The organism is Streptomyces sp. NPDC053542 (assembly GCF_044544685.1).
Lineage (GTDB): Bacteria > Actinomycetota > Actinomycetes > Streptomycetales > Streptomycetaceae > Streptomyces.
Genome location: NZ_JBITXL010000008.1, coordinates 194,363 through 213,169, shown reverse-complemented (window position 1 = coordinate 213,169; position 18,807 = coordinate 194,363). Strand labels below are relative to the sequence as shown.

The 18,807-nt window shown below is 73.2% G+C and carries 17 protein-coding genes; 9 read left to right on the top strand and 8 right to left on the bottom strand.

Annotation, left to right across the window (positions count from 1 at the left end; translation table 11 throughout):
• The first annotated feature begins 16 nt into the window (after positions 1 to 16).
• Positions 17 to 1,015 carry an aldo/keto reductase gene (locus ACIGXO_RS23665; protein WP_399790190.1) on the top strand — a complete coding sequence of 333 codons (999 nt, stop codon included), beginning with the start codon at positions 17 to 19 and terminating at the stop codon, positions 1,013 to 1,015.
• A gap of 215 nt (positions 1,016 to 1,230) precedes the next feature.
• On the opposite strand, the gene thpR is transcribed toward ACIGXO_RS23665, so the two are convergent.
• From thpR to ACIGXO_RS23650, 3 genes are all read right to left on the bottom strand, one after another.
• Complete coding sequence (thpR, locus tag ACIGXO_RS23660) at positions 1,231 to 1,809, bottom strand: RNA 2',3'-cyclic phosphodiesterase (protein ID WP_399790187.1); 579 nt, start codon at positions 1,807 to 1,809, stop codon at positions 1,231 to 1,233.
• Between the two features lie 114 nt (positions 1,810 to 1,923).
• Positions 1,924 to 3,291: an MFS transporter gene (locus tag ACIGXO_RS23655; protein ID WP_399790185.1), complete on the bottom strand. Its 1,368-nt coding sequence runs from the start codon at positions 3,289 to 3,291 to the stop codon at positions 1,924 to 1,926.
• Positions 3,292 to 3,377: 86 nt separating this feature from the next.
• The gene (locus ACIGXO_RS23650; RefSeq protein ID WP_399790182.1) at positions 3,378 to 3,815 is read right to left on the bottom strand and encodes a MarR family winged helix-turn-helix transcriptional regulator; all 438 of its coding nucleotides are present in this window, start codon (positions 3,813 to 3,815) and stop codon (positions 3,378 to 3,380) included.
• Between the two features lie 142 nt (positions 3,816 to 3,957).
• Between ACIGXO_RS23650 and ACIGXO_RS23645 the strand changes: the two genes are divergently transcribed.
• A complete protein-coding gene (locus ACIGXO_RS23645) occupies positions 3,958 to 4,146 on the top strand; it encodes a hypothetical protein (protein ID WP_030254468.1) in 189 nt (62 codons plus the stop codon).
• 15 nt (positions 4,147 to 4,161) lie between these two features.
• Here the strand turns inward: ACIGXO_RS23645 and ACIGXO_RS23640 are convergent, their stop codons facing one another.
• Complete coding sequence (locus ACIGXO_RS23640; RefSeq protein ID WP_399790179.1) at positions 4,162 to 5,634, bottom strand: NCS2 family permease; 1,473 nt, start codon at positions 5,632 to 5,634, stop codon at positions 4,162 to 4,164.
• A gap of 246 nt (positions 5,635 to 5,880) precedes the next feature.
• On the opposite strand from ACIGXO_RS23640, the gene ACIGXO_RS23635 reads away from it, so the two are divergent.
• Together ACIGXO_RS23635 and ACIGXO_RS23630 are read left to right on the top strand one after the other, a co-directional pair.
• A complete protein-coding gene (locus tag ACIGXO_RS23635) occupies positions 5,881 to 6,162 on the top strand; it encodes a DUF2530 domain-containing protein (RefSeq protein ID WP_399790176.1) in 282 nt (93 codons plus the stop codon).
• A gap of 41 nt (positions 6,163 to 6,203) precedes the next feature.
• Complete coding sequence (locus ACIGXO_RS23630) at positions 6,204 to 8,615, top strand: HAD-IC family P-type ATPase (protein ID WP_399790173.1); 2,412 nt, start codon at positions 6,204 to 6,206, stop codon at positions 8,613 to 8,615.
• 32 nt (positions 8,616 to 8,647) lie between these two features.
• On the opposite strand, the gene ACIGXO_RS23625 is transcribed toward ACIGXO_RS23630, so the two are convergent.
• Both ACIGXO_RS23625 and ACIGXO_RS23620 read right to left on the bottom strand, forming a co-directional pair.
• Complete coding sequence (locus ACIGXO_RS23625; protein WP_399790621.1) at positions 8,648 to 11,830, bottom strand: sacsin N-terminal ATP-binding-like domain-containing protein; 3,183 nt, start codon at positions 11,828 to 11,830, stop codon at positions 8,648 to 8,650.
• Between the two features lie 270 nt (positions 11,831 to 12,100).
• Positions 12,101 to 13,150, bottom strand: a complete 1,050-nt coding sequence (locus ACIGXO_RS23620; protein ID WP_399790170.1) for a DUF3027 domain-containing protein — start codon at positions 13,148 to 13,150, stop codon at positions 12,101 to 12,103.
• A gap of 415 nt (positions 13,151 to 13,565) precedes the next feature.
• Here ACIGXO_RS23620 and ACIGXO_RS23615 point away from each other — a divergent pair, with 415 nt between their 5' ends.
• The 4 genes from ACIGXO_RS23615 to ACIGXO_RS23600 all read left to right on the top strand — a co-directional run bounded on the left by ACIGXO_RS23615 (position 13,566) and on the right by ACIGXO_RS23600 (position 17,242).
• Complete coding sequence (locus ACIGXO_RS23615; protein WP_399790168.1) at positions 13,566 to 14,969, top strand: MFS transporter; 1,404 nt, start codon at positions 13,566 to 13,568, stop codon at positions 14,967 to 14,969.
• Positions 14,970 to 15,075: 106 nt separating this feature from the next.
• Positions 15,076 to 15,591, top strand: coding sequence for a hypothetical protein (locus ACIGXO_RS23610; RefSeq protein ID WP_399790165.1), 516 nt, complete (start codon positions 15,076 to 15,078; stop codon positions 15,589 to 15,591).
• A 29-nt stretch (positions 15,592 to 15,620) separates the two neighbouring features.
• Positions 15,621 to 16,394, top strand: a complete 774-nt coding sequence (locus tag ACIGXO_RS23605; protein ID WP_399790162.1) for a futalosine hydrolase — start codon at positions 15,621 to 15,623, stop codon at positions 16,392 to 16,394.
• Positions 16,391 to 17,242, top strand: coding sequence for a 1,4-dihydroxy-6-naphthoate synthase (locus ACIGXO_RS23600; RefSeq protein WP_399790159.1), 852 nt, complete (start codon positions 16,391 to 16,393; stop codon positions 17,240 to 17,242). Before ACIGXO_RS23605 ends, ACIGXO_RS23600 begins: the two co-directional genes overlap by 4 nt.
• Positions 17,243 to 17,294: 52 nt before the next feature.
• On the opposite strand, the gene ACIGXO_RS23595 is transcribed toward ACIGXO_RS23600, so the two are convergent.
• On the bottom strand, positions 17,295 to 17,678 hold the full coding sequence (locus ACIGXO_RS23595) for a cold-shock protein (protein ID WP_030254499.1): 384 nt from the start codon (positions 17,676 to 17,678) through the stop codon (positions 17,295 to 17,297).
• 181 nt (positions 17,679 to 17,859) lie between these two features.
• Between ACIGXO_RS23595 and ACIGXO_RS23590 the strand changes: the two genes are divergently transcribed.
• Positions 17,860 to 18,180 (top strand): hypothetical protein, encoded by a 321-nt coding sequence (locus ACIGXO_RS23590; protein WP_399790155.1) that lies wholly within the window; start codon positions 17,860 to 17,862, stop codon positions 18,178 to 18,180.
• Here ACIGXO_RS23590 and ACIGXO_RS23585 read toward each other — a convergent pair.
• Entirely contained in the window at positions 18,153 to 18,782 is a 630-nt protein-coding gene (locus ACIGXO_RS23585) for an HAD family hydrolase (RefSeq protein ID WP_399790153.1), read from the bottom strand. The two genes, ACIGXO_RS23590 and ACIGXO_RS23585, sit on opposite strands and share 28 nt — an antisense overlap.
• Positions 18,783 to 18,807: the final 25 nt, after the last annotated feature.

Here is an 18,807-nt window from a genome sequence, read left to right as displayed (position 1 = left end):
CGTTGGCTGTGGAGGCATGGAGTACACGCAGCTAGGACGTACGGGGCTCAAGGTCAGTCGGCTCGTGCTCGGGACGATGAACTTCGGGCCGCAGACCGACGAGGCCGACAGTCACACGATCATGGACGCCGCGCTGGCCGCGGGCGTCAACTTCTTCGACACGGCCAATGTGTACGGCTGGGGCGAGAACAAGGGCCGGACGGAAGAGATCATCGGGTCCTGGTTCGCCAAGGGCGGGCACCGGCGCGACAAGGTCGTGCTCGCCACCAAGGTGTACGGGAACATGGCGCCGGACGGCGCCACCGTGTGGCCGAACCACGACAAGCTGTCCGCCGTGAACATCCGGCGGGCCGTGGACGCCAGCCTCAAGCGGCTGGGGACCGACTACATCGATCTGTACCAGTTCCACCACGTGGACCGGGCGACGCCCTGGGACGAGATCTGGCAGGCGATCGACGTCCTGGTCCAGCAGGGGAAGATCCTGTACGCGGGGTCCTCGAACCACGCGGGCTGGCACATCGCGCAGGCCAATGAGACCGCCGCGCGGCGCGGCTCGTACGGGCTGGTCAGCGAGCAGTGTCTGTACAACCTCGCCGAGCGGCGGGCCGAGATGGAGGTCATCCCGGCGGCCGAGAGCTACGGGCTCGGCGTGATCCCGTGGTCGCCGCTGCACGGCGGGCTGCTGGGCGGCGCGATCCGCAAGGAGCGCGAGGGCGGCGGCGCGCGGACCACCAGCGGACGGGCCGCCGACGCGCTCGCCGACCCGACGGCCCGCGCGCAGATCCAGGCGTACGAGGACGCGTGCGCGAAGCACGACCTGGAGCCGGGTGAGGTCGCCCTGGCCTGGCTGCTCACGCGGCCCGGCGTGACGGGGCCGATCGTCGGGCCGCGTACGACGGACCAGCTCGCGTCCGCGCTGCGGGCCGTCGAGCTGACGCTGCCGGAGGAGCTGCTGCGGTCGCTGGACGAGATCTTCCCGGGGCCGGGGCCGTCCCCCGAGGCGTTCGCCTGGTGAGCGCGGCGCCTGCCCGGGGCGGGCGTCACTGAAGCGCGGGCGTCACTGAAGCGCGGCCGCGACGATGACGACGATCAGCAGCACGGCGAGCAGGCCGGACATGATCCGGTTACGGGTCTTGGGATCCACCCTTTGAGCGTAACCGGACGGCCGGACGGGCCCGCAGCCAGTACCGCCCTCAGTTCCGGTACCGCCCTCCGTTCCGGTACCGGAACTCAGTCCGTCCGGCGGCCCAGCGGCCAGGACGCCACCGTCTCGTACCGGGGCTGTTCGCCGGGGACGCCGGAGGTGGGGAGGTTGCTGCGGACCAGGGCCAGCTCGGCGACCTGCCACTCCGCGCTCTCGTACGCGGCGAGCGCGTCCACGAAGGGCGTGAGGTCCACGCGGTCCTCGCCCCGGTGGCGGGCCAGCGTCAGGTGCGGGGTGTAGCGGCGGTGCTCGCCCGTGTCGACGCCGGCCCGGCGCGCCGCGGCCCGCGCGGAGTCCGCGAGGTGCCGCATCGGCTCGCGGCCGCCGGCCGCGCCCGCCCACAGCACCTTGTGGTCGAAACGGCCGCTGCCGCTGATGCGCAGCGGGAACGAGGGGTGGCGGTGGGCCGCGCGGGCCAGCCGGGTGTGCAGCTCGGGGAGCAGGTCCTCGGCGACCTCACCGTAGAAGGCGAGGGTGAAGTGCCAGCCGTCGTGGCCGGTCCATCGGAGCCGGTCCGCGCCCGGTAGCCGACGGAGGGCGGCCGTCTCGGCGGCCAGCTCGTCGATCGCCGCGGGTGGCGGCAGGACCGCTGCGAAGAGTCTCATGGCGTCATTCTCGCGGCTGCGGCGCCGCGGTGGCTGGTCGCGCAGTTCCCCGCGCCCTTTGAGGGGCGCGGGGAACTGCGCGAGGAACCACGACGCATCCGCAGACGGCCACGCTCAGGCCGCGGCAGTGACCCTCTCCCGCGAAGCGCCTTCTCGCGGGACGAACGCGAAGTGCTGGTGACCCCGGCGGAGGTCGACCTTGAGGCGCAGCCCCCCGGCACGGGCGAGGAAGAGCCCGACACCCACCGCCGCCAGCGCGGAAATCACTCCGCCCGACAGGAAGCCGATCCGCGCGCCGTACACGTCCGTGATCCAGCCGACCAGCGGGGCGCCCAGCGGGGTGCCGCCCATGAAGACCATCATGAACAGGCTCATCACGCGGCCGCGCATGGCCGGGTCGGTCGCCAGCTGGACGCTGGAGTTCGCGGTGACGTTGATCGTCAGGCCGCACATGCCGATCGGGACCAGCAGCGCCGCGTACAGCCAGAACGTGGGGGCGAGGGACGCCGCGATCTCCAGGATGCCGAAGGCGAGGGCGGCGCCCACGAGGAGGCGGAGGCGGGACGTGCCTCGGCGGGCCGCTAGCAGCGCGCCGGCCAGGGAACCGGCCGCCATCAGCGTGTTGAGCAGGCCGTACGTCCCGGCGCCCGAGTGGTAGACCTTGTCGACGAAGGCCGTCAGCCAGATCGGGAAGTTGAAGCCGAAGGTGCCGATGAAGCCGACGAGGACGATGGGCCAGATCAGGTCCGGGCGGCCGGCGACGTAGCGCAGGCCCTCGCGGAGCTGGCCCTTGCCGCGCGGTACGACCTTGCCCTGGTGCAGTTCCGAGGAGCGCATCATGAGCAGGCCGACGACCGGCGCGATGAACGACAGGCCGTTGAGCATGAAGGCCCAGCCGCTGCCGACGGCGGTGATCAGCACGCCGGCGACGGCGGGGCCGACCAGCCGGGCCGACTGGAAGTTCGCCGAGTTCAGGCTGACGGCGTTGCGTATGTCGTCGGGGCCGACCATCTCGGAGACGAAGGACTGGCGCGCCGGATTGTCGACGACGGTCACGAGGCCGAGCAGGAAGGCGACCAGGTAGACGTGCCAGACCTGGACCTGCCCGGTGAGGGTGAGCACCGCGAGGGCGAGTCCCGTGAGGCCCATCGCGGACTGGGTGAGCAGGAGCAGCTTGCGCTTGGGCAGCCGGTCGGCGATGACACCGCCGTACAGCCCGAAGAGCAGCATCGGGAGGAACTGCAGGGCCGTGGTGATGCCGACGGCGGCGGAGGAGCCGGTCAGGCTCAGTACCAGCCAGTCCTGGGCGATGCGCTGCATCCAGGTGCCGGTGTTGGAGACGACCTGGCCGGTGGCGAAGAGCCGGTAATTACGGATGCGCAGCGAGCTGAAGGTGCCCTTTTTGCGCGGCTCGGCGGCGGCCGGGGCGGGGTTGTGGGGGTCAGGTGCGGGGGCGGAATCTGTTCCGGATCCCGTACTCAAAGTGGGTTCGCCTCCTCGGCGGTCGGTGGCTTCGTGTCGGTGGCTTCATGTCGGTGGCGGCACCCGAACGACAGGTGCGCGGGGACTCACAGGTGCGCGAGCTTCTCCAGTACGGGCGCGGCGGCGCGCAGCGTGGCCCACTCGTCCTCGTCGAGGGCGGAGACCAGCTCGGCCAGCCAGACGTTGCGCCGGCGGCGGCTCTCCTCGAGCATCGCCTCCGCCTGCTCGGTCTGGGTGACGACCTTCTGGCGCCGGTCGTCGGGGTGCGGCTCCAGCCGGACCAGGCCCTTGGCTTCGAGCATCGCCACGATGCGGGTCATCGACGGCGGCTGGACGTGCTCCTTACGGGCCAGCTCGCCGGGGGTGGCGGTGCCGCAGCGCGCGAGGGTGCCCAGCACCGACATTTCGGTGGGGCTGAGCGATTCATCGACCCGCTGGTGTTTGATCCGGCGGGAGAGGCGCATGACGGCGGACCGCAGCGCGTTCACGGCGGCAGCGTCGTCACCGAGGGACAGTTCCGGCATGTTTGTTAGCGTAACTCATTACTCTAACTAAAGAAAGTCGGAGAGTTCCCGGCCTTCTTGCATCAGCCACTCATCACCCAAAAGAGTGAGCTGTTTCCGGAAAGTGACACCGCGGGGCCGCTCCTGCGGGGACCGTTACCGCATGGGATCGAGAGTGCTCAGCCTGCGCATCGACGGTGAGCTTCTGGAGCGCATCGGACAGCACGCCGCCAAACGCGGCATGAGCGTCCAGGATTACGTGATCCGGACGCTCATGCGCGAGGACTTCGACGAACGCTTCGCGACGTCGGTCGAGGAGACGGAACGTTTCTATGCCGCGCCGCCGATATGACGGAACCTTCGGCCGCTACTTCAGGCCCAGCGCCTGCTCGATCGGGTTGAGCAGGAAGTACACCAGGAAGCAGAGGCCGACGACGTCCAGCAGCCAGGGGACCTCCTTGAAGCGGCCGGTCGCGGTCCGCAGCAGGATGAAGGCGAGGACGCCGATGCCGATGCCGTTGGTGATGCTGTAGGTGAACGGCATCGAGACGATCGTCAGGAACGCCGGGATGCCGACGGTGGCGTCGCTCCAGTCGATCTCGCGGACGTTGGACGCCATGATCAGGAAGCCGACGACGACCAGGGCCGGGGTCGCGGCCTGCGACGGCACGACCGTGGCGAGCGGGGTGATGACCAGCGTGAGCAGGAAGAGCCCGCCGGTGACCACGTTCGCCAGACCCGTACGGGCGCCCTCGCCGACGCCCGCCGTGGATTCAACAAAGCAAGTGTTGGCAGAGCAGGAGCCGAGGCCGCCGCCCGCCACGCCGATGCCGTCCATCATCAGGATCCGGCCCATGCGCGGCAGCTGGCCGTTCTCGTCGGCCAGCCCGCTCTCCTCGCCGACGCCGATGATCGTGCCCATCGCGTCGAAGAAGCCGGAGAGCAGCACGGTGAAGACGAAGAGGCAGCCGGTGAGCAGGCCGACCTTCTGGAAGCCGCCGAAGAGGCTGATCTGACCGACCAGGGAGAAGTCCGGGGTGCCGACGATCGCGTCCGGGATCTTCGGGACGGCCAGGCCCCAGGCGCTGTCCGGCAGGCCCGCGATGGTGTTGATGATGATCGCGACGACGGTCATCGCGACGATCCCGATGAGGATCGCGCCCTTGGTCTTCCGCACGGTCAGGATGAACATCAGCGCCAGGCCGAGCACGAAGACCAGCACCGGCCAGCCCTGCAGCTGGCCGCCGGTGCCGAGGCCGAGCGGCACGGTGGTGTGCGCGGAGTCCGGGTTGCGCGAGACGAAGCCGGAGTCGACCAGGCCGATCATGGTGATGAACAGGCCGATGCCGATGGCGATCGCGCGCCGCAGCCCGTTGGGGATGGCGTCCATGACGCGCTGCCGCAGACCCGAGGCGACCAGGATCATCAGCACGATGCCGGCCCAGACGACCATGCCCATCGCGTCGGGCCAGGTCATCTTGGGCGCGAGCTGGAGCGAGACCAGCGCGTTGATGCCGAGGCCGGCGGCGAGCGCGATCGGGACGTTGCCGATGACGCCCATCAGGACGGTGGTCAGGCCCGCCATCAGGGCGGTGGCGGTGACCAGCTGGGCGTTGTCCAGGTGGTGCCCGTTCATGTCCTGGCCGCCGGCCAGGATGATCGGGTTCAGGATCACGATGTAGGCCATCGCGAAGAAGGTGGCCAGGCCGCCGCGTACCTCACGGGAGACCGTGGAGCGGCGTGCGGAGATCTGGAAGAACCGGTCGAGACCGTTCTTGGGCTCGGGCGTGGCGCCGGACGGGGAATCGGCGTCGGCCTGCGTGGGGGCCGGGGTGGGCATCGGTGAGGACCTCAGGTGTACGGGCCTGGTGGGGCGCGGCGGCCCGGGGTCGGACCACACAACAACGATCGGATCAGCTTTGTTCTATCAGACGACAGAAACCGGTCAGATCCGGAAAGGTTCAGTATGAAACAACAAAACGTTGATCGCTATCTCCGCGCGTAGACCCTTGTGGTGACTGGGCTGGAAGGCACTCACGGAGGTGCCGCGGCAAGGCGGCCGGCCGGTCGCCGTAAGCTTGCCCGTATGTGGAAGAAGTCCGAACTGCGCGAGGCACCCGCTCCCCTGGAGGGGCCCGTCGTCGCCACCATCACCGGCGGCACCGTCATCTGGTTCGTCCTCTTCCTGGCACAGCTCCCCTTCTACGGCTGGTTCGCCGGCCGCGGGCAGACGTGGTGGGTGTGGACCTGCCTGGCCGGCGGCCTCCTCGGGCTGCTCGGCGTCTGGTACGTCCGCAAGCGCGACGCGGCCATCAAGCGGGCCGCGGCCGCCGAGCGCACCGGCGCCGCGGCCACACCGGACGCCTGATAGCCGGGTGATCCGGGCATCCGGCCCGTAGCGTCGGACGCATGACGGAACGGGCGCAGCCCCCACAGCCCCCACAGTCCGCCGCCGGGCACTCCGCGACGGCGCCCGCACGCGCCCACGCCGGGCTGACCGCCGCCGAGGTCGCGGAGCGGGTGGCCCGCGGCGAGGTCAACGACGTTCCCGTACGGTCCTCGCGCTCCACCGCCGACATCGTCCGCGCGAACGTCCTCACCCGCTTCAACGCCATCATCGGCGTCCTCTTCGCGGTCATCCTGGTCATCGGCCCGATCCAGGACGGCCTCTTCGGCTTCGTCATCGTCGCCAACACCGGCATCGGCATCATCCAGGAGCTGCGCGCCAAGCGGACCCTGGACCGGCTCGCCGTCATCGGCGAGTCCCGGCCGACCGTACGCCGCGACGGCACGCCCACCGAGATCCACTCCTCCGAGGTCGTCCTCGGCGACCTCCTCGAGCTGGGCCCCGGCGACAAGGTGATCGTCGACGGCGAGGTGGCCGAGGCGGACGGGCTGGAGGTCGACGAGTCGCTGCTCACCGGCGAGGCCGACCCGGTACTGAAGCGGCCCGGCGACCCGGTCCTCTCCGGCAGCTTCGTGGTCGCGGGCGGCGGCGCCTTCACCGCCACGAAGGTCGGCCGCGCGGCCTACGCGGCGCAGCTCGCCGAGGAGGCGTCCCGCTTCACCCTCGTCGACTCCGAACTGCGCAGCGGGATCAGCATGATCCTGAAGTACGTCACCTGGATGATGGTCCCGACGGCCGTCGGCCTCGTCCTGAGCCACCTCTTCACGCTGAACATGGCCGGTGACGACGCGGTCCGCCGGATGGTCGCCGGCATCGTCCCGATGATCCCCGAGGGCCTGGTCCTGCTCACCTCGGTCGCCTTCGCGATCGGCGTCATCCGGCTCGGCCGCAGGCAGTGCCTGGTCCAGGAGCTGCCCGCCATCGAGGGCCTGGCCCGCGTCGACGTGGTCTGCCTGGACAAGACCGGGACGCTCACCGAGGGCGGCATGGACGTCAGCGAGCTGCGGCCGCTGCACGGCGCGGACGAGGAGTACGTACGGCAGGTGCTCGGCGCGCTCGGCGAGTGCGACCCGCGGCCGAACACCTCGCTGCAGGCGGTCATCGACGCCTACCCGGCGGACGACGGCTGGCGCTGCACGGAGTCGCTGCCCTTCTCCTCCGCCCGCAAGTACAGCGGCGCGTCCCTCAACGGACCCGACGGCGAGAGCTCGACCTGGCTGCTCGGCGCCCCCGACGTGCTGCTCCCGGAGGGCGACGGCACGCTCGCCGAGACGGAGGACCTCAACTCCCGTGGCCTGCGCGTCCTGCTGCTGGCCCGCGCGGAACGCGAGCCGGCCGACCCCGCCGTGACCGAGCACCTCACGCCCACCGCGCTGGTCGTGCTGGCCCAGCGGCTGCGCGCGGACGCGCCCGGCACGCTGCGGTACTTCGCCGAGCAGCGGGTCCGCACGAAGGTGCTCTCCGGCGACAACGCGGTCTCGGTCGGCGCGGTCGCCGCCGAGCTGGGGCTGCCGGGCGCGGACAGTCCGGTGGACGCCCGCCGGCTGCCCGGGGAGCCGGAAGCCATGGCCGGGGCGCTGGAGGACGGTACGGTCTTCGGCCGGGTCACGCCCCAGCAGAAGCGGTCCATGGTCAAAGCCCTCCAGTCGCGCGGCCACCACGTCGCGATGACCGGCGACGGCGTGAACGACGTACTGGCCCTGAAGGACGCCGACATCGGCGTCGCGATGGGCTCCGGCTCCGAGGCGACCCGGGCCGTCGCCCAGATCGTGCTGCTGGACAACAGCTTCGCGGCGCTGCCCGCGGTCGTCGCCGAGGGCCGCCGCGTCATCGGCAACATCACCCGCGTCGCGACGCTCTTCCTCACCAAGACGGTCTACTCCGTCCTGCTCGCACTGCTGGTCGCCTGCTGGCAGATCCCGTACCCGTACCTGCCGCGCCACCTGACGCTGCTGTCCACGCTGACGATCGGCGTACCGGCCTTCTTCCTGGCCCTGGCGCCCAACAAGGAGCGGGCGCGCCCGCACTTCGTACGGCGCGTCATGCGGTACGCGATCCCCTCCGGGCTGATCACGGGCGCCGCGGCGTTCGCGATGTACCTGCTGGCCCGGAGCCACTATTCGGGGCCCGATGCCCTCAAGTCCGAGACCAGCGTGGCGACGCTGACGCTGTTCCTGACCGCGCTCTGGGTACTGGCGATCATCGCCCGGCCGTACACCTGGTGGCGGATCGGCCTGGTCCTGGCGATGGGCGCGGGCTTCGTCGTCGTGCTCGTGATCCCGTGGCTACAGTCGTTCTTCCAGCTGAGGCTGGTCGGTACGACGATGCCGTGGGCGGCCGTCGCGATGGCGGCGGCCGCCGCGGCGGCCCTGGAGCTCACCTGGCGGTGGGTGAGCCGCCGGACCCCGGGCTGACGGGCCCGGGCTGACGGGCCGCCGCCTGACGGTCAGTCGAACCAGCGGGCCCGGGCCAGCTCGTCCGTGCGCGTCGGGTCCTCCAGCAGGGCCGCCACCTCGAAGCGGCGCGGCCACTGGCCGGTGGCCCAGGCCAGCCCGGCCGCCACGCCCTCGAACGTGGCCGCGTGCACCGTGCCGTCGGCGGCCCGCCGCCAGTCCAGCTCGGTGTCCCCGGCGTCCGTGCCCACCAGCAGTTCGTCGTGCTCGACGTACGTGCCGGGGGTGTCCGGGCCGAGCAGTACGCGTACCGCGTCCGGCACCTCGCGTACCGTCCCCTCGCTGCGTACTTCCGCGGAGAACTCCTCGCTCAGCCGCCGTACCTGGAGCAGCTCGGCCAGGGACGCGGCGCGGGCGGGGCTGACCGGCAGCAGCGGCCGGTCCCCGGCGAGCGGCAGCAGATCGGGGGCGTCCGCGATGACCGCGTCGGCCGCGTCCACCACGCGGACCGTGTCGCCCACCACGGCCCGCAGCTCGTCCGGGAGCGTGACCTGTTCGGGGTCCAGCAGGGCCAGCTCGCCGTAGAGCGCGTGCAGCTGAGCGGCCGTCACCTCGGCGTCCTCGTCGGCCAGCCGGGCGAGCAGCTCGGCGGCGCCGCCCGGCTCGTCCAGGAGGGCCGCGACCGAGGTCCGCACTCCGAGCGCGCGCAGCACCTGGGCGTCCACGTCACCGGCGTCCGCCGCCTCGTACAGGCCCGCGAGCAGCGGGTCGCCGCCCGCGGAGCGCAGCCCGGCGGGCCGCCGGCCGTCGAGCACGGGGTGGCCGCGCAGCCACCACGCGGCGTACGGGCGTACCGACTCGGTCGTGCCGTCCGGCAGCAGTACGCGGACCGGGGCGGTCAGCGCGTCCCGCAGCGGCGGCCGCGAGAGCATGGCCAGCACCTGCGGCCAGGCGTCGTCGTCGACCAGATCGAGGTCGCGGACGGCGACGATCTCGGTGGCGACCGGCGGTACGGGGGTCTCGGGCAGGCCGTCGAGGACGTCCTCGCACCAGACGTCGACCGCGTCCAGCAGGCCGACGTCGTCGGGCTCGGCGAAGTCGCTGTCGCGGGGCTCCAGCTCGTCCGGATCCAGGACCACGTCCTGGGCGCGGACCAGCGCGAAGTCGGCGAGCACGCCCACCGCGGTGAGCGGCTGCTCGCCCCAGCGGGCCGCCAGCTCCTCGTCCACGCAGGCCAGTTCGCCGGACCGGATGACCCGCTCGAACGCGCTGCCCGGGTAGACCAGCTCCCCGGCCGGGGCGGGCTCGCCGTCCTCGTCGGGCAGCGCCAGCGCGCCCAGCCACGGCTCGTCGCCCGGCGCGAGGCCGGCGTCGCGGACCAGCCCGAGCACGGCCTCGGCCAGCTCCTCGCCGCTGAGGGCGCCGCCGGGACCGTCCGCCGTCTCCTCGTCGAAGACGTCGTACTCGTCCTCGGCCGCCTCCAGGGAATGCGCGACCGCGGCGCGCACCTGAGGGGTCTTCAGGACGGCGCGCGGCGTGGCGGGCACGGCGCCCAGCTTCTCCAGCAGCGGATGCACCGCGTCCGGGTGCGCGACCTTCAGGCCGAGCCGGGCCAGCGTGCGGTGCCGGGCCTCGGTGTCCGGCCGGTCCTCGCGGACGGGCAGCAGGACCTGGCGGGGCCCGATCGTCGTGCGGCCGTCCGCGAGCGGCACGGGCAGCCCGCTGAGCCGGTCCGGGTCGGTCCCGGCCAGCGACTCGTACAGCCGCCGCCACCAGGACGGCGTGCGCTCCACTCCGGCCAGCCGGTCGATGACCTCGCCCAGCGGCACCCGGGCCACGCCCAGCGCGCGCAGCTCGGGCCGCCGCTCCAGGCCCGCGGGCAGCAGGCTGGGGAAGAGCTCGGCCAGTACGGCGACGGTCTCGGCGCCCGCGCCCTCGGCCAGCTCGGCCTCGACGGGGCGCAGCACGTACGGGCCCTCGGGCGCGGTGCCCGCCGGCTCGTCGGCCTCCGGCCAGTCAGCGAGCGCGCGGTCGGCCTCCCGGCGCAGCGCGGCGCCCGTCCCGGCGCTGGGCAGGAACGGCACCCGGGGCAGCCGCTCCAGCACCAGCCGGCGCAGCTCACCGTCCAGGCCGCCCTTGCCCAGTGGGCCGGGCACCAGGTCGATGGTGCCGACGGAGACCGGCTCCCAGTCGCGCAGCAGCGTGGCGTAGGTGTCGGCGGCGCGCTCGGCGAGGAAGTCGGCGAGCGGGCCCGGCGCGACGTGCCGGCGGGTCGGCTCCAGCGGGAAGGACGCGATGAGCAGCGCGGGCAGGCCGAGCGGCTCGTCCGTGGGGGTCGGCGCGTGCACGACGGGCACGGTGGCCGGGCGTACCGGCTCGCCCTCCGCGTCCACCGGCACCGCCCAGGTCACCGTCCAGGCGGGCCGCAGCCGCTCCTCGACGGGGCGGTCGGCCAGCAGCGCAGGGTCCAGCGGGCCGCCGTCGGTGGCCACCCGCCAGCGGGCCGTGCCGCGCGCGCTGTCCTCGACGACGACGTACGGGCCGTCGGCGCCGCGCCGCAGCTCCCGTACGCCCTCGGGGGTCTCGATGACCACCTCGGCCAGTCCCGGCAGGGTCAGCAGCAGCGCGTCGTCGACGGCGGTCAGCAGACGGAGCGTCAGGTCCTCGGCGGCGCCGTCCCGCAGGGGCAGCACCACCGCGGTGTCGTACCCCTCCGGCGCCGTGCCCTCGGCGGGCAGCGGCAGCCGCAGCAGCGGCACGTGGCCTTCGCGGCGCCGCAGTTCGCTGCCGAGGCCCGGGCTGTGGGCCGCGACGTCCATGGTCATGGCGCGCGCCTCGGCCAGCGACCAGCGCACCCCGCCGGTCCGCCCGACCACCGCCGGCTCGTCGCTGACCGCCAGTACGGCGGCGAAGCCCACGCCGAAGCGGCCGACCGCGCCGGCCGAGGCGTCGCTGTCCCGCTTGGCGGAAGCGCGCAGGGTGGAGAGCGATTCGACGCCCGTGGCGTCCAGCGGCGCACCGGTGTTGGACGCCACGAGCACGGCGTGCTCGCCGCCCTCGCCGGGGTGCAGCGTCAGCCGCAGCCGTCCGGGGACGCCGGCGCGCGCCGCCGCGTCCGCGGCGTTCTGCGCCAGCTCGACCACGAGCCGGTCGCGGTAGCCGCCGAGCGCGAGGTCCTCCTCGGCGTTGGCGTCCTCCCGGAATCTGGCCGGGGAGCCGGCCCAGGCGTCCAGCACGCCCCGCCGCAACCGGGCGGCTCCGAAGGGGTCCGCACCATCGACGGGATTGTGGACGGTCGCCCTACGGCTCACGACTGCTCCCTCGCACACAGCTTCCCGCCCAGCGGCGGCTTCACGTGTCATTCTTCCGCCTCGGGTGCCCCGGATCCGGCCGGGGTACGACACGCCGCACGGGCGTGCCGCGAACGGGGCCGGAAACGGTGTCCGGTGTGCGCCGGCCGTGGCCACCGGTGCCTCTGTGGCACCGGCCGTGGCCACCGGCCCGGATCAGCTGTGGCCGAGCTCCTCGGCCGGCTCGCCCTCGGAGACCGAGCCGCTCGTGCGGTCCGGGCGCAGCGGCATCGGCTCGACGACCGTCTCGTCGATGACCGGCGGCGCCGGGCGCGGCGGCTTCGGCATCACGGCGGCCTCGGAGTGCCCGCCGCAGCCGTACGCCAGCGACACGACGCGGCCGTCCGCTGGGGAGAACTCGTTCGCGCAGACGCCGAACGCCTGCCGCAGCGAGCCGCCGAGCGGTACGAGGAAGCCGCAGCTCATGCAGGCGGCGGGCGCCGCCTGGGCCATCGGGGTCTTGGCGCCGTACGCCTCCTCCCAGCGGTCGGCCGCGGTGTGCAGGCCGTACCGGGAGAGCACCCGGGCGCGGCCCATGCCCAGCTCCTCGGCGACCGCGGCGATGCTGCCGCGGGCCGGTGCCGTCGTCTGGTGCGCGGGGGTACCGGCGATGACGTCCGCGTCCTCGGCCTCGGCCAGCTCGGCGAGCGGGCCCCTGGCCGCCTCGGCTGCCTCGTCGGCCCGCGCGCTCTCCGCGGCCCCGTCGGCCCGCCGCGCGGCCCGTGCCGCGTCCGCGAGGTCGGCGGCCGTCGGGCCGGTGGCTGCGGCGTCCGGCGAGCCGGGCGCGACCGGCGACACGCCCACGCCGCCGTTGTCGCCGAAGGTCTCGTCGGCGGCGAACCCGGGCTCCAGCCGCAGGTCGTCGGCCTCCGTGGGCAGCAGGTCGCCCGGGCCCATGTCGCCAGGGCGCAGCCGCTCGCTCCAGGGCACCCACTCGGGGGCCAGCAGCGCGTCGGGCCCGGGCAGCAGCACCGACTCGTCGAGCGTGACGACCTTGGCCCGGGAGGCGCGGGCGACCGTCACGGCCCAGCGCCAGCCCCGGTAGCCCGGCTCCTTGCATTCGAACAAATGGGTGACCACGCGGTCCCCGTCGGCCACGGCGTCGACGTGCTCACCGACCATGCCCGGGAGGGCGGCCTCCTCGGCCGCCGCACGGGCGAGTTCGACGGCCTCGGCGCAGAGGCGGTCGGGCGTACGGCTTCGCATCGCAGCACTCACAAGAATCGATTCTCTCTTCCACGCCGTCTCACGAGCGCGCCGGCCGGAGCCGTCCTGATCCTGTCCGGACGACCGACGGGCCGGGGCGGGCGGAGCGGACCTGGGGACCGCGTCGACGTCCGCGCCCGATCAGCCCTCCAGAAGCAGCGCACCTCTACGAACCATTCTGCGGGATCGCGGCAAGGCGCGCGGCCAAGAGCGACCGCCGGTGGCGCGCTACACACGCTACCCCTTCAATCGTGTACGACCCCCCGGCGGGAGCGGCAAATGTCACCGGCAGCCGCCACTGGCCCCTCCGCCACGCCCGCGGAGCCTGGTCAGGACCCCATGAAAACCCATCGAAACTCATGGAAACTGCCATCAGTTGGGCGAGTTGGGGCAGCGTTTGGGGCAGTATGACGACGTGGCCGCCGTCAGGGCATCGACCAAGGGCAGAGGCGGCCCGGTCCGTGGCGCGGGCCGGGCCGCGGGGCGCGCGGGCCGCGCGTGCCGGACCGCCGGGGCCGCCGTGCGCCGGCCCTTCGCCGCCACCGGGCGCGGCATCCGCCGGGCGACACACGCGCACGGCGCGGGCGAGTCGGGCCTCGGCAAGCTGATCGAGCTGCACGCGGTGAATTCCGCGGGCGACATGCTGATCACCGTCGCGCTCGCCTCCACGGTCTTCTTCTCCGTCCCCACGGACCAGGCGCGCGGCCGGGTGGCCCTGTACCTCGCGGTCACCATGGCCCCCTTCGCCCTCCTCGCGCCCGTCGTCGGGCCGCTGCTGGACCGGGTGCCGCACGGCCGGCGCGCCGCGATGGCCGGGGCGATGCTGGCCCGCGCGGTGCTGGCGCTGACCATGTCGGGCGCGGTGGCCACCGGCGGGCTGGAGCTGTACCCGGCCGCGCTCGGCGTACTGGTGTCCTCCAAGGCGTACGGCGTGGTGCGCTCGGCGGTGGTGCCCAGACTGCTGCCGCACCGCTTCTCGCTCGTGAAGGCCAATTCGCGAGTCACCCTCGCGGGGCTGCTGGCCACCGGCGTGGCGGCCCCGCTGGGCGCCGGGCTGCACCTGCTCGGCCCGGCCTGGCCGCTGTACGGCGCGTGCCTGGTCTTCGGCCTCGGCGCGTTCCTGTCCTTCACGCTGCCGCACAAGGTCGACTCGGCGCGGGGCGAGGCGCCGGCGCCGCCGGCGGCCGGGCAGCGGGCGCGCCGTCCCCGGCCCGGGCTGCGGACGGTCGGCCGCTCCCTCCTGCACGGCCTGGAGGCCAACGCCGCGCTTCGGGCGCTGTCCGGCTTTCTCATCTTCTTCCTGGCGTTCCTGCTGCGGGAGCAGCCGCTGGGCGGGCTGAGTCCGGCGGTGTCGCTGGGGGTGGTGGCGGTGGCCGCGGGCGCCGGGAACGCGCTGGGGACCGCGATCGGGGCCTGGCTGCGGGCCCGCGGCCCGGAAGTGATCATCGCGGTGGTGCTGACGCTGGCCCTGGGCGTCACGGTCACCGCCGCCGTCTTCTACGCCGTACTGGCGAGCGTGGTGGTGACCGCCACCGCCACGACGGCCGGGCTGTGCCAGGCGCTGGCGAAGCTGTCGCTGGACGCGCTGATCCAGCGGGACGTGCCGGAGACCTTCCGTACGTCCGCGTTCGCGCGGTCCGAGACGGTGCTGCAGCTGTCGTGGGTGGTGGGCGGCGGACTGGGCATCGCGCTGCCGCTGCACGGCGTGCTGGGCCTGGCGGTGGCCTCGGCGGTACTGGCCCTGGCGGCCGCCACGACCGTCCGGGGACTGCTGACCGCGGACCGCCACCACGGCGCCGCCCGCGCCCGCGTCGCGTGATTCCACGGCGCGCCCCGGCCCCCGCGTGGCGTAACCCGCGGCACACGGAGCGCCGCGCACCGTACCCCGGCGACGTGCGGGCCCGGCGGCCAGATAGCCTGCCCGCATGACCGCGTTCTCCTCCTCGCTCCGGGGCAAGGGCCGCCGTGCCGCCGCCGCCGCGGGCGCCGTGTCCCTGGGACTGCTCGTCCTCTCCGCCTGTGACCAGCCCACGCCGCGGGCCACCGTGACCGCCGGCCAGGACACCGTCACCGCCGAAGCCTCCTGCTACGAGGACGGCAAGACCCTCGGCGACCTCACCGCCAAGGAAAAGGCGGAGCAGGCCAAGTTCGAGAAGTGCCTGACCTCGAAGCCGGACCAGACGCTCACCGTGCACCCCGGTGACAAGGTGCGCCTCGGCGTCGAGCCGGACATGGCCGAGCAGGGGTGGATCGCGATGTCCAACGGCATGCCGATGACCAGCCTCAGCAAGCAGACCTACGCCTCCGTCGACGGTGACCAGGTCTTCTACAACCAGCAGACCCGCCAGATGTCGGACTCCACGACGATCTCGATCATGACGTCCAAGGGCGGCAAGTACACCGGCATCTGGAACATCAAGCTCAACCGCGCCGAGTCCTGAGCGCCGCACCGAAGCCGCCCGGTCCCCTGATGCACATCCTGGTCGTCACCGCCGTCCCCGCCGAACGCGACGCGGTCACCGCCGCGACGGCGGGACGGCCCGAGCGCATCCCCGTACCGGGCGGCTTCGTGCTGCACCGCACGCGCCCCGCTGCCGCGGGGGGTGTGTCCGGCAGCCCGGGCGCCGCTGAGGGCCCGTACGTGCTCGACGCGCTGGCCGCGGGCGTGGGCCCGGCGGCCGCCGCGGCCGGCGCCGCGAGCGCGCTGACCGCCGCCGCACTCGGCGCCACCACCGCGGGCGAGAGCTCCGGCTACGACCTGGTGATCTCCGCCGGTATCGGCGGCGGTTTCCAGCCCGCCGCACCGGTCGGCGCCCTCGTCGTCGCCGACGACATCGCCGCCGCCGACCTCGGCGCCGAGACCCCCGACGGCTTCCTGCCGGTCACCGCGCTCGGCTTCGGCACCGACGCGCACCGCCCGCCCGAGGAACTGGTCGCGGCCGTCGCCGCGGCCACCGGCGCGCTGCCCGGCACCGTCCTCACCGGCTCCACCGTCACCGGCAGCGCGGCCCGCGCAAAGGAGCTGCTGGACCGTCACCCGCGTGCGCTCGCCGAGGCGATGGAGGGCTTCGGCGTCGCCGAGGCCGCCGCCGCGCACGGCGTGCCGGTGCTGGAACTCCGTACGATCTCCAACCCCGTCGGCCCGCGGGACCGCGCCGCCTGGCGGATCGGGGAGGCGCTCGCCGCCCTCACCGCCGCCTTCGCCGATCTGCCGCGAGCCCTGTCCGCAAGGAGCACGCCATGAGCCAGGCGCTCAGGATCGCGTTTTCGCCCTGCCCGAACGACACGTTCGTCTTCCACGCGTGGACGCACGGCAAGGTCCCCGGCGCCACTCCGCCCGAGGTCACCTTCGCGGACATCGACCTCACCAACGGCATGGCCGAGCGCGGCGAGCTGGACGTGCTGAAGGTCTCCTACGCCGAGCTGCCCTGGGTCCTGGACGAGTACACCCTGCTGCCCTGCGGCGGCGCGCTCGGCCGTGGCTGCGGCCCGCTCGTGCTGACCAAGGACGCGGCAGCGCCGGCGGACCTGGCGGGCCGTACGGTCGCGGTGCCCAGCGAGCGCTCCACGGCGTACCTGCTGTTCCGGCTGTGGGCCGCGGACCAGGTGCCCGGCGGTGTGGGCGAGGTCAAGGTCATGCCGTTCGATGAGATCATGCCGGCCGTGCGGGACGGCGCCGTCGACGCGGGGCTCGTCATCCACGAGGCCCGCTTCACGTACCAGAACTTCGGCCTGACCTGCCTGGCCGACATGGGCGAGCACTGGGAGACCACGACCGGGCTGCCGATCCCGCTCGGCGCGATCATCGCCAAGCGGTCGCTGGGCGAGGAGCGGCTGCGCGAGCTGGCCCGCACGATCACCACGTCCGTACGCATGGCGTGGGACGACCCCGAGGCTTCGCGCGCTTACGTCCTGGAGCACGCGCAGGAGATGGACCCGGCCGTCGCGGACCAGCACATCGGGCTGTACGTGAACGAGTTCAGCGCGGACCTGGGCGAGGACGGCTACGCGGCGGTGCGCGGGCTGCTCACCCGTGCCGCGGCCGAGGGGCTCGTACCGCCCCTCGCACCGGACGCGCTGAAGTTCGTATGACGGATGCCCCCGCGGGAGACCGCGGGGGCATCTCCGTACCGCTGCGTCCTGCTCAGACGTCCAGCTGGTCGGCGACCGCGCGCAGCATGCCCGCGATCTTGCCGCCGTGTGCCTTGTCCGGGTACCGCCCGCGCTCCAGCTGCTGCGCGACGCCTTCCAGGAGCGTGGTGAGGTCCTGCACGATCGAGGCGAGCTCGTCGGGCTTGCGCCGCTGGGCGGCCGCGACCGAGGGCGCCGGGTCGAGGAGGGTCACCGAAAGTGCCTGGTCACCACGCTGGCCGGCCACCACGCCGAATTCGACGCGCTGACCCGGCTTGAGTGCGTCCACGCCGGCGGGCAGGACCGAAGAGTGCACGAAGACGTCACCGCCGTCGTCGCGGGAGAGAAAGCCGAAGCCCTTCTCGCTGTTGAACCACTTGACCTTGCCGGTAGGCACGTCTGTCCTCGTCCTCGTACTCGTCGGGAAAACTTGGGGTAGCTGCGCACACAACAGCTCTGGATAGCAGTGCAGCGGGTCTGCGACCCGCCGCTATCCAAGGCTAATGGTCCGGGGCCTGGTGACAAGACGTCGCCGGGTGGTTCCTCAGCGCTTCCGGCCGGGGACTTACCCTGGTCGTGTGTCTGACAATCCTTCCGTGCGGGGTGCGACCCCGGCGGCTCCCGAAGGTCCGCGCGCCGGGGACCTGCTCGTCCGGATCGGCGCGATCGTGTTCCTTATTGGCGCCTTCGCCACGCTCGCGACGATGACGCCCCTTTTCCTCGGGTCCGACCCGCTGCCCTCGGTCTTCTACTGGGTGTGCATGCTCATGGGCGCGGGCTTCCTGATCGCCGCCGCGGGGGTGCTGCGGTCGGTCGCGGCCCAGCGCCGTCAGGCGCGCGAGGCGTCGGCTCCGCCGCGCGAGGGTTCCGCTCAGCCGCGCGAGGCGTCCGCGAGGTAGCCCTCCAGCCAGGCCGGGAAGGCCGTCAGGCCGGGCAGCACGACGTCCGCGCCGGCCTCCCGCAGCTCCTCCTCGGAGCACGGCCCGGTGGCCACCGCGACCGAGAGCGCACCGGCTGCCCGCGCGCCGCGCACGTCGCCCGTGTGGTCGCCGACGTAGACGCTCGCGCCGTACTCGCGCAGCGCCTCGGCCTTGCCCTCGGCCCACAGCGAGCCGACGACCGCGTCCGCGTGGATGTCCAGGTGCTTCAGGTGCAGCTTGGCGTTGGGCTCGTACTTGGCGGTGACCACGATGGCGCGGCCGCCGAGACGCTGTACGCCCTCGATCGCCTCGCGGGCGCCTTCCATGGCGAGCGTGCCGGTGATGGCGTGCTCGGGGTAGAGCGCGCGGTAGCGGTCGGTGATCTCGGCGACCTGGTCCTCGGGGAACCAGTTGCGGATCTCCTGCTCCAGCGGCGGCCCGAGCCGAGTGGTCACGAGGTCGGTGTCGATGTACGTACCGGTGGCCGCGGAGAGCGCGGTATAGGCGTCCTTGATGCCCGGCCGGGAGTCGATCAGGGTCATGTCGAGGTCGAATCCGACCGTCAAGGTGTGCGTGGCCATGGCACCCATTGTGCCTCTGGCCCCG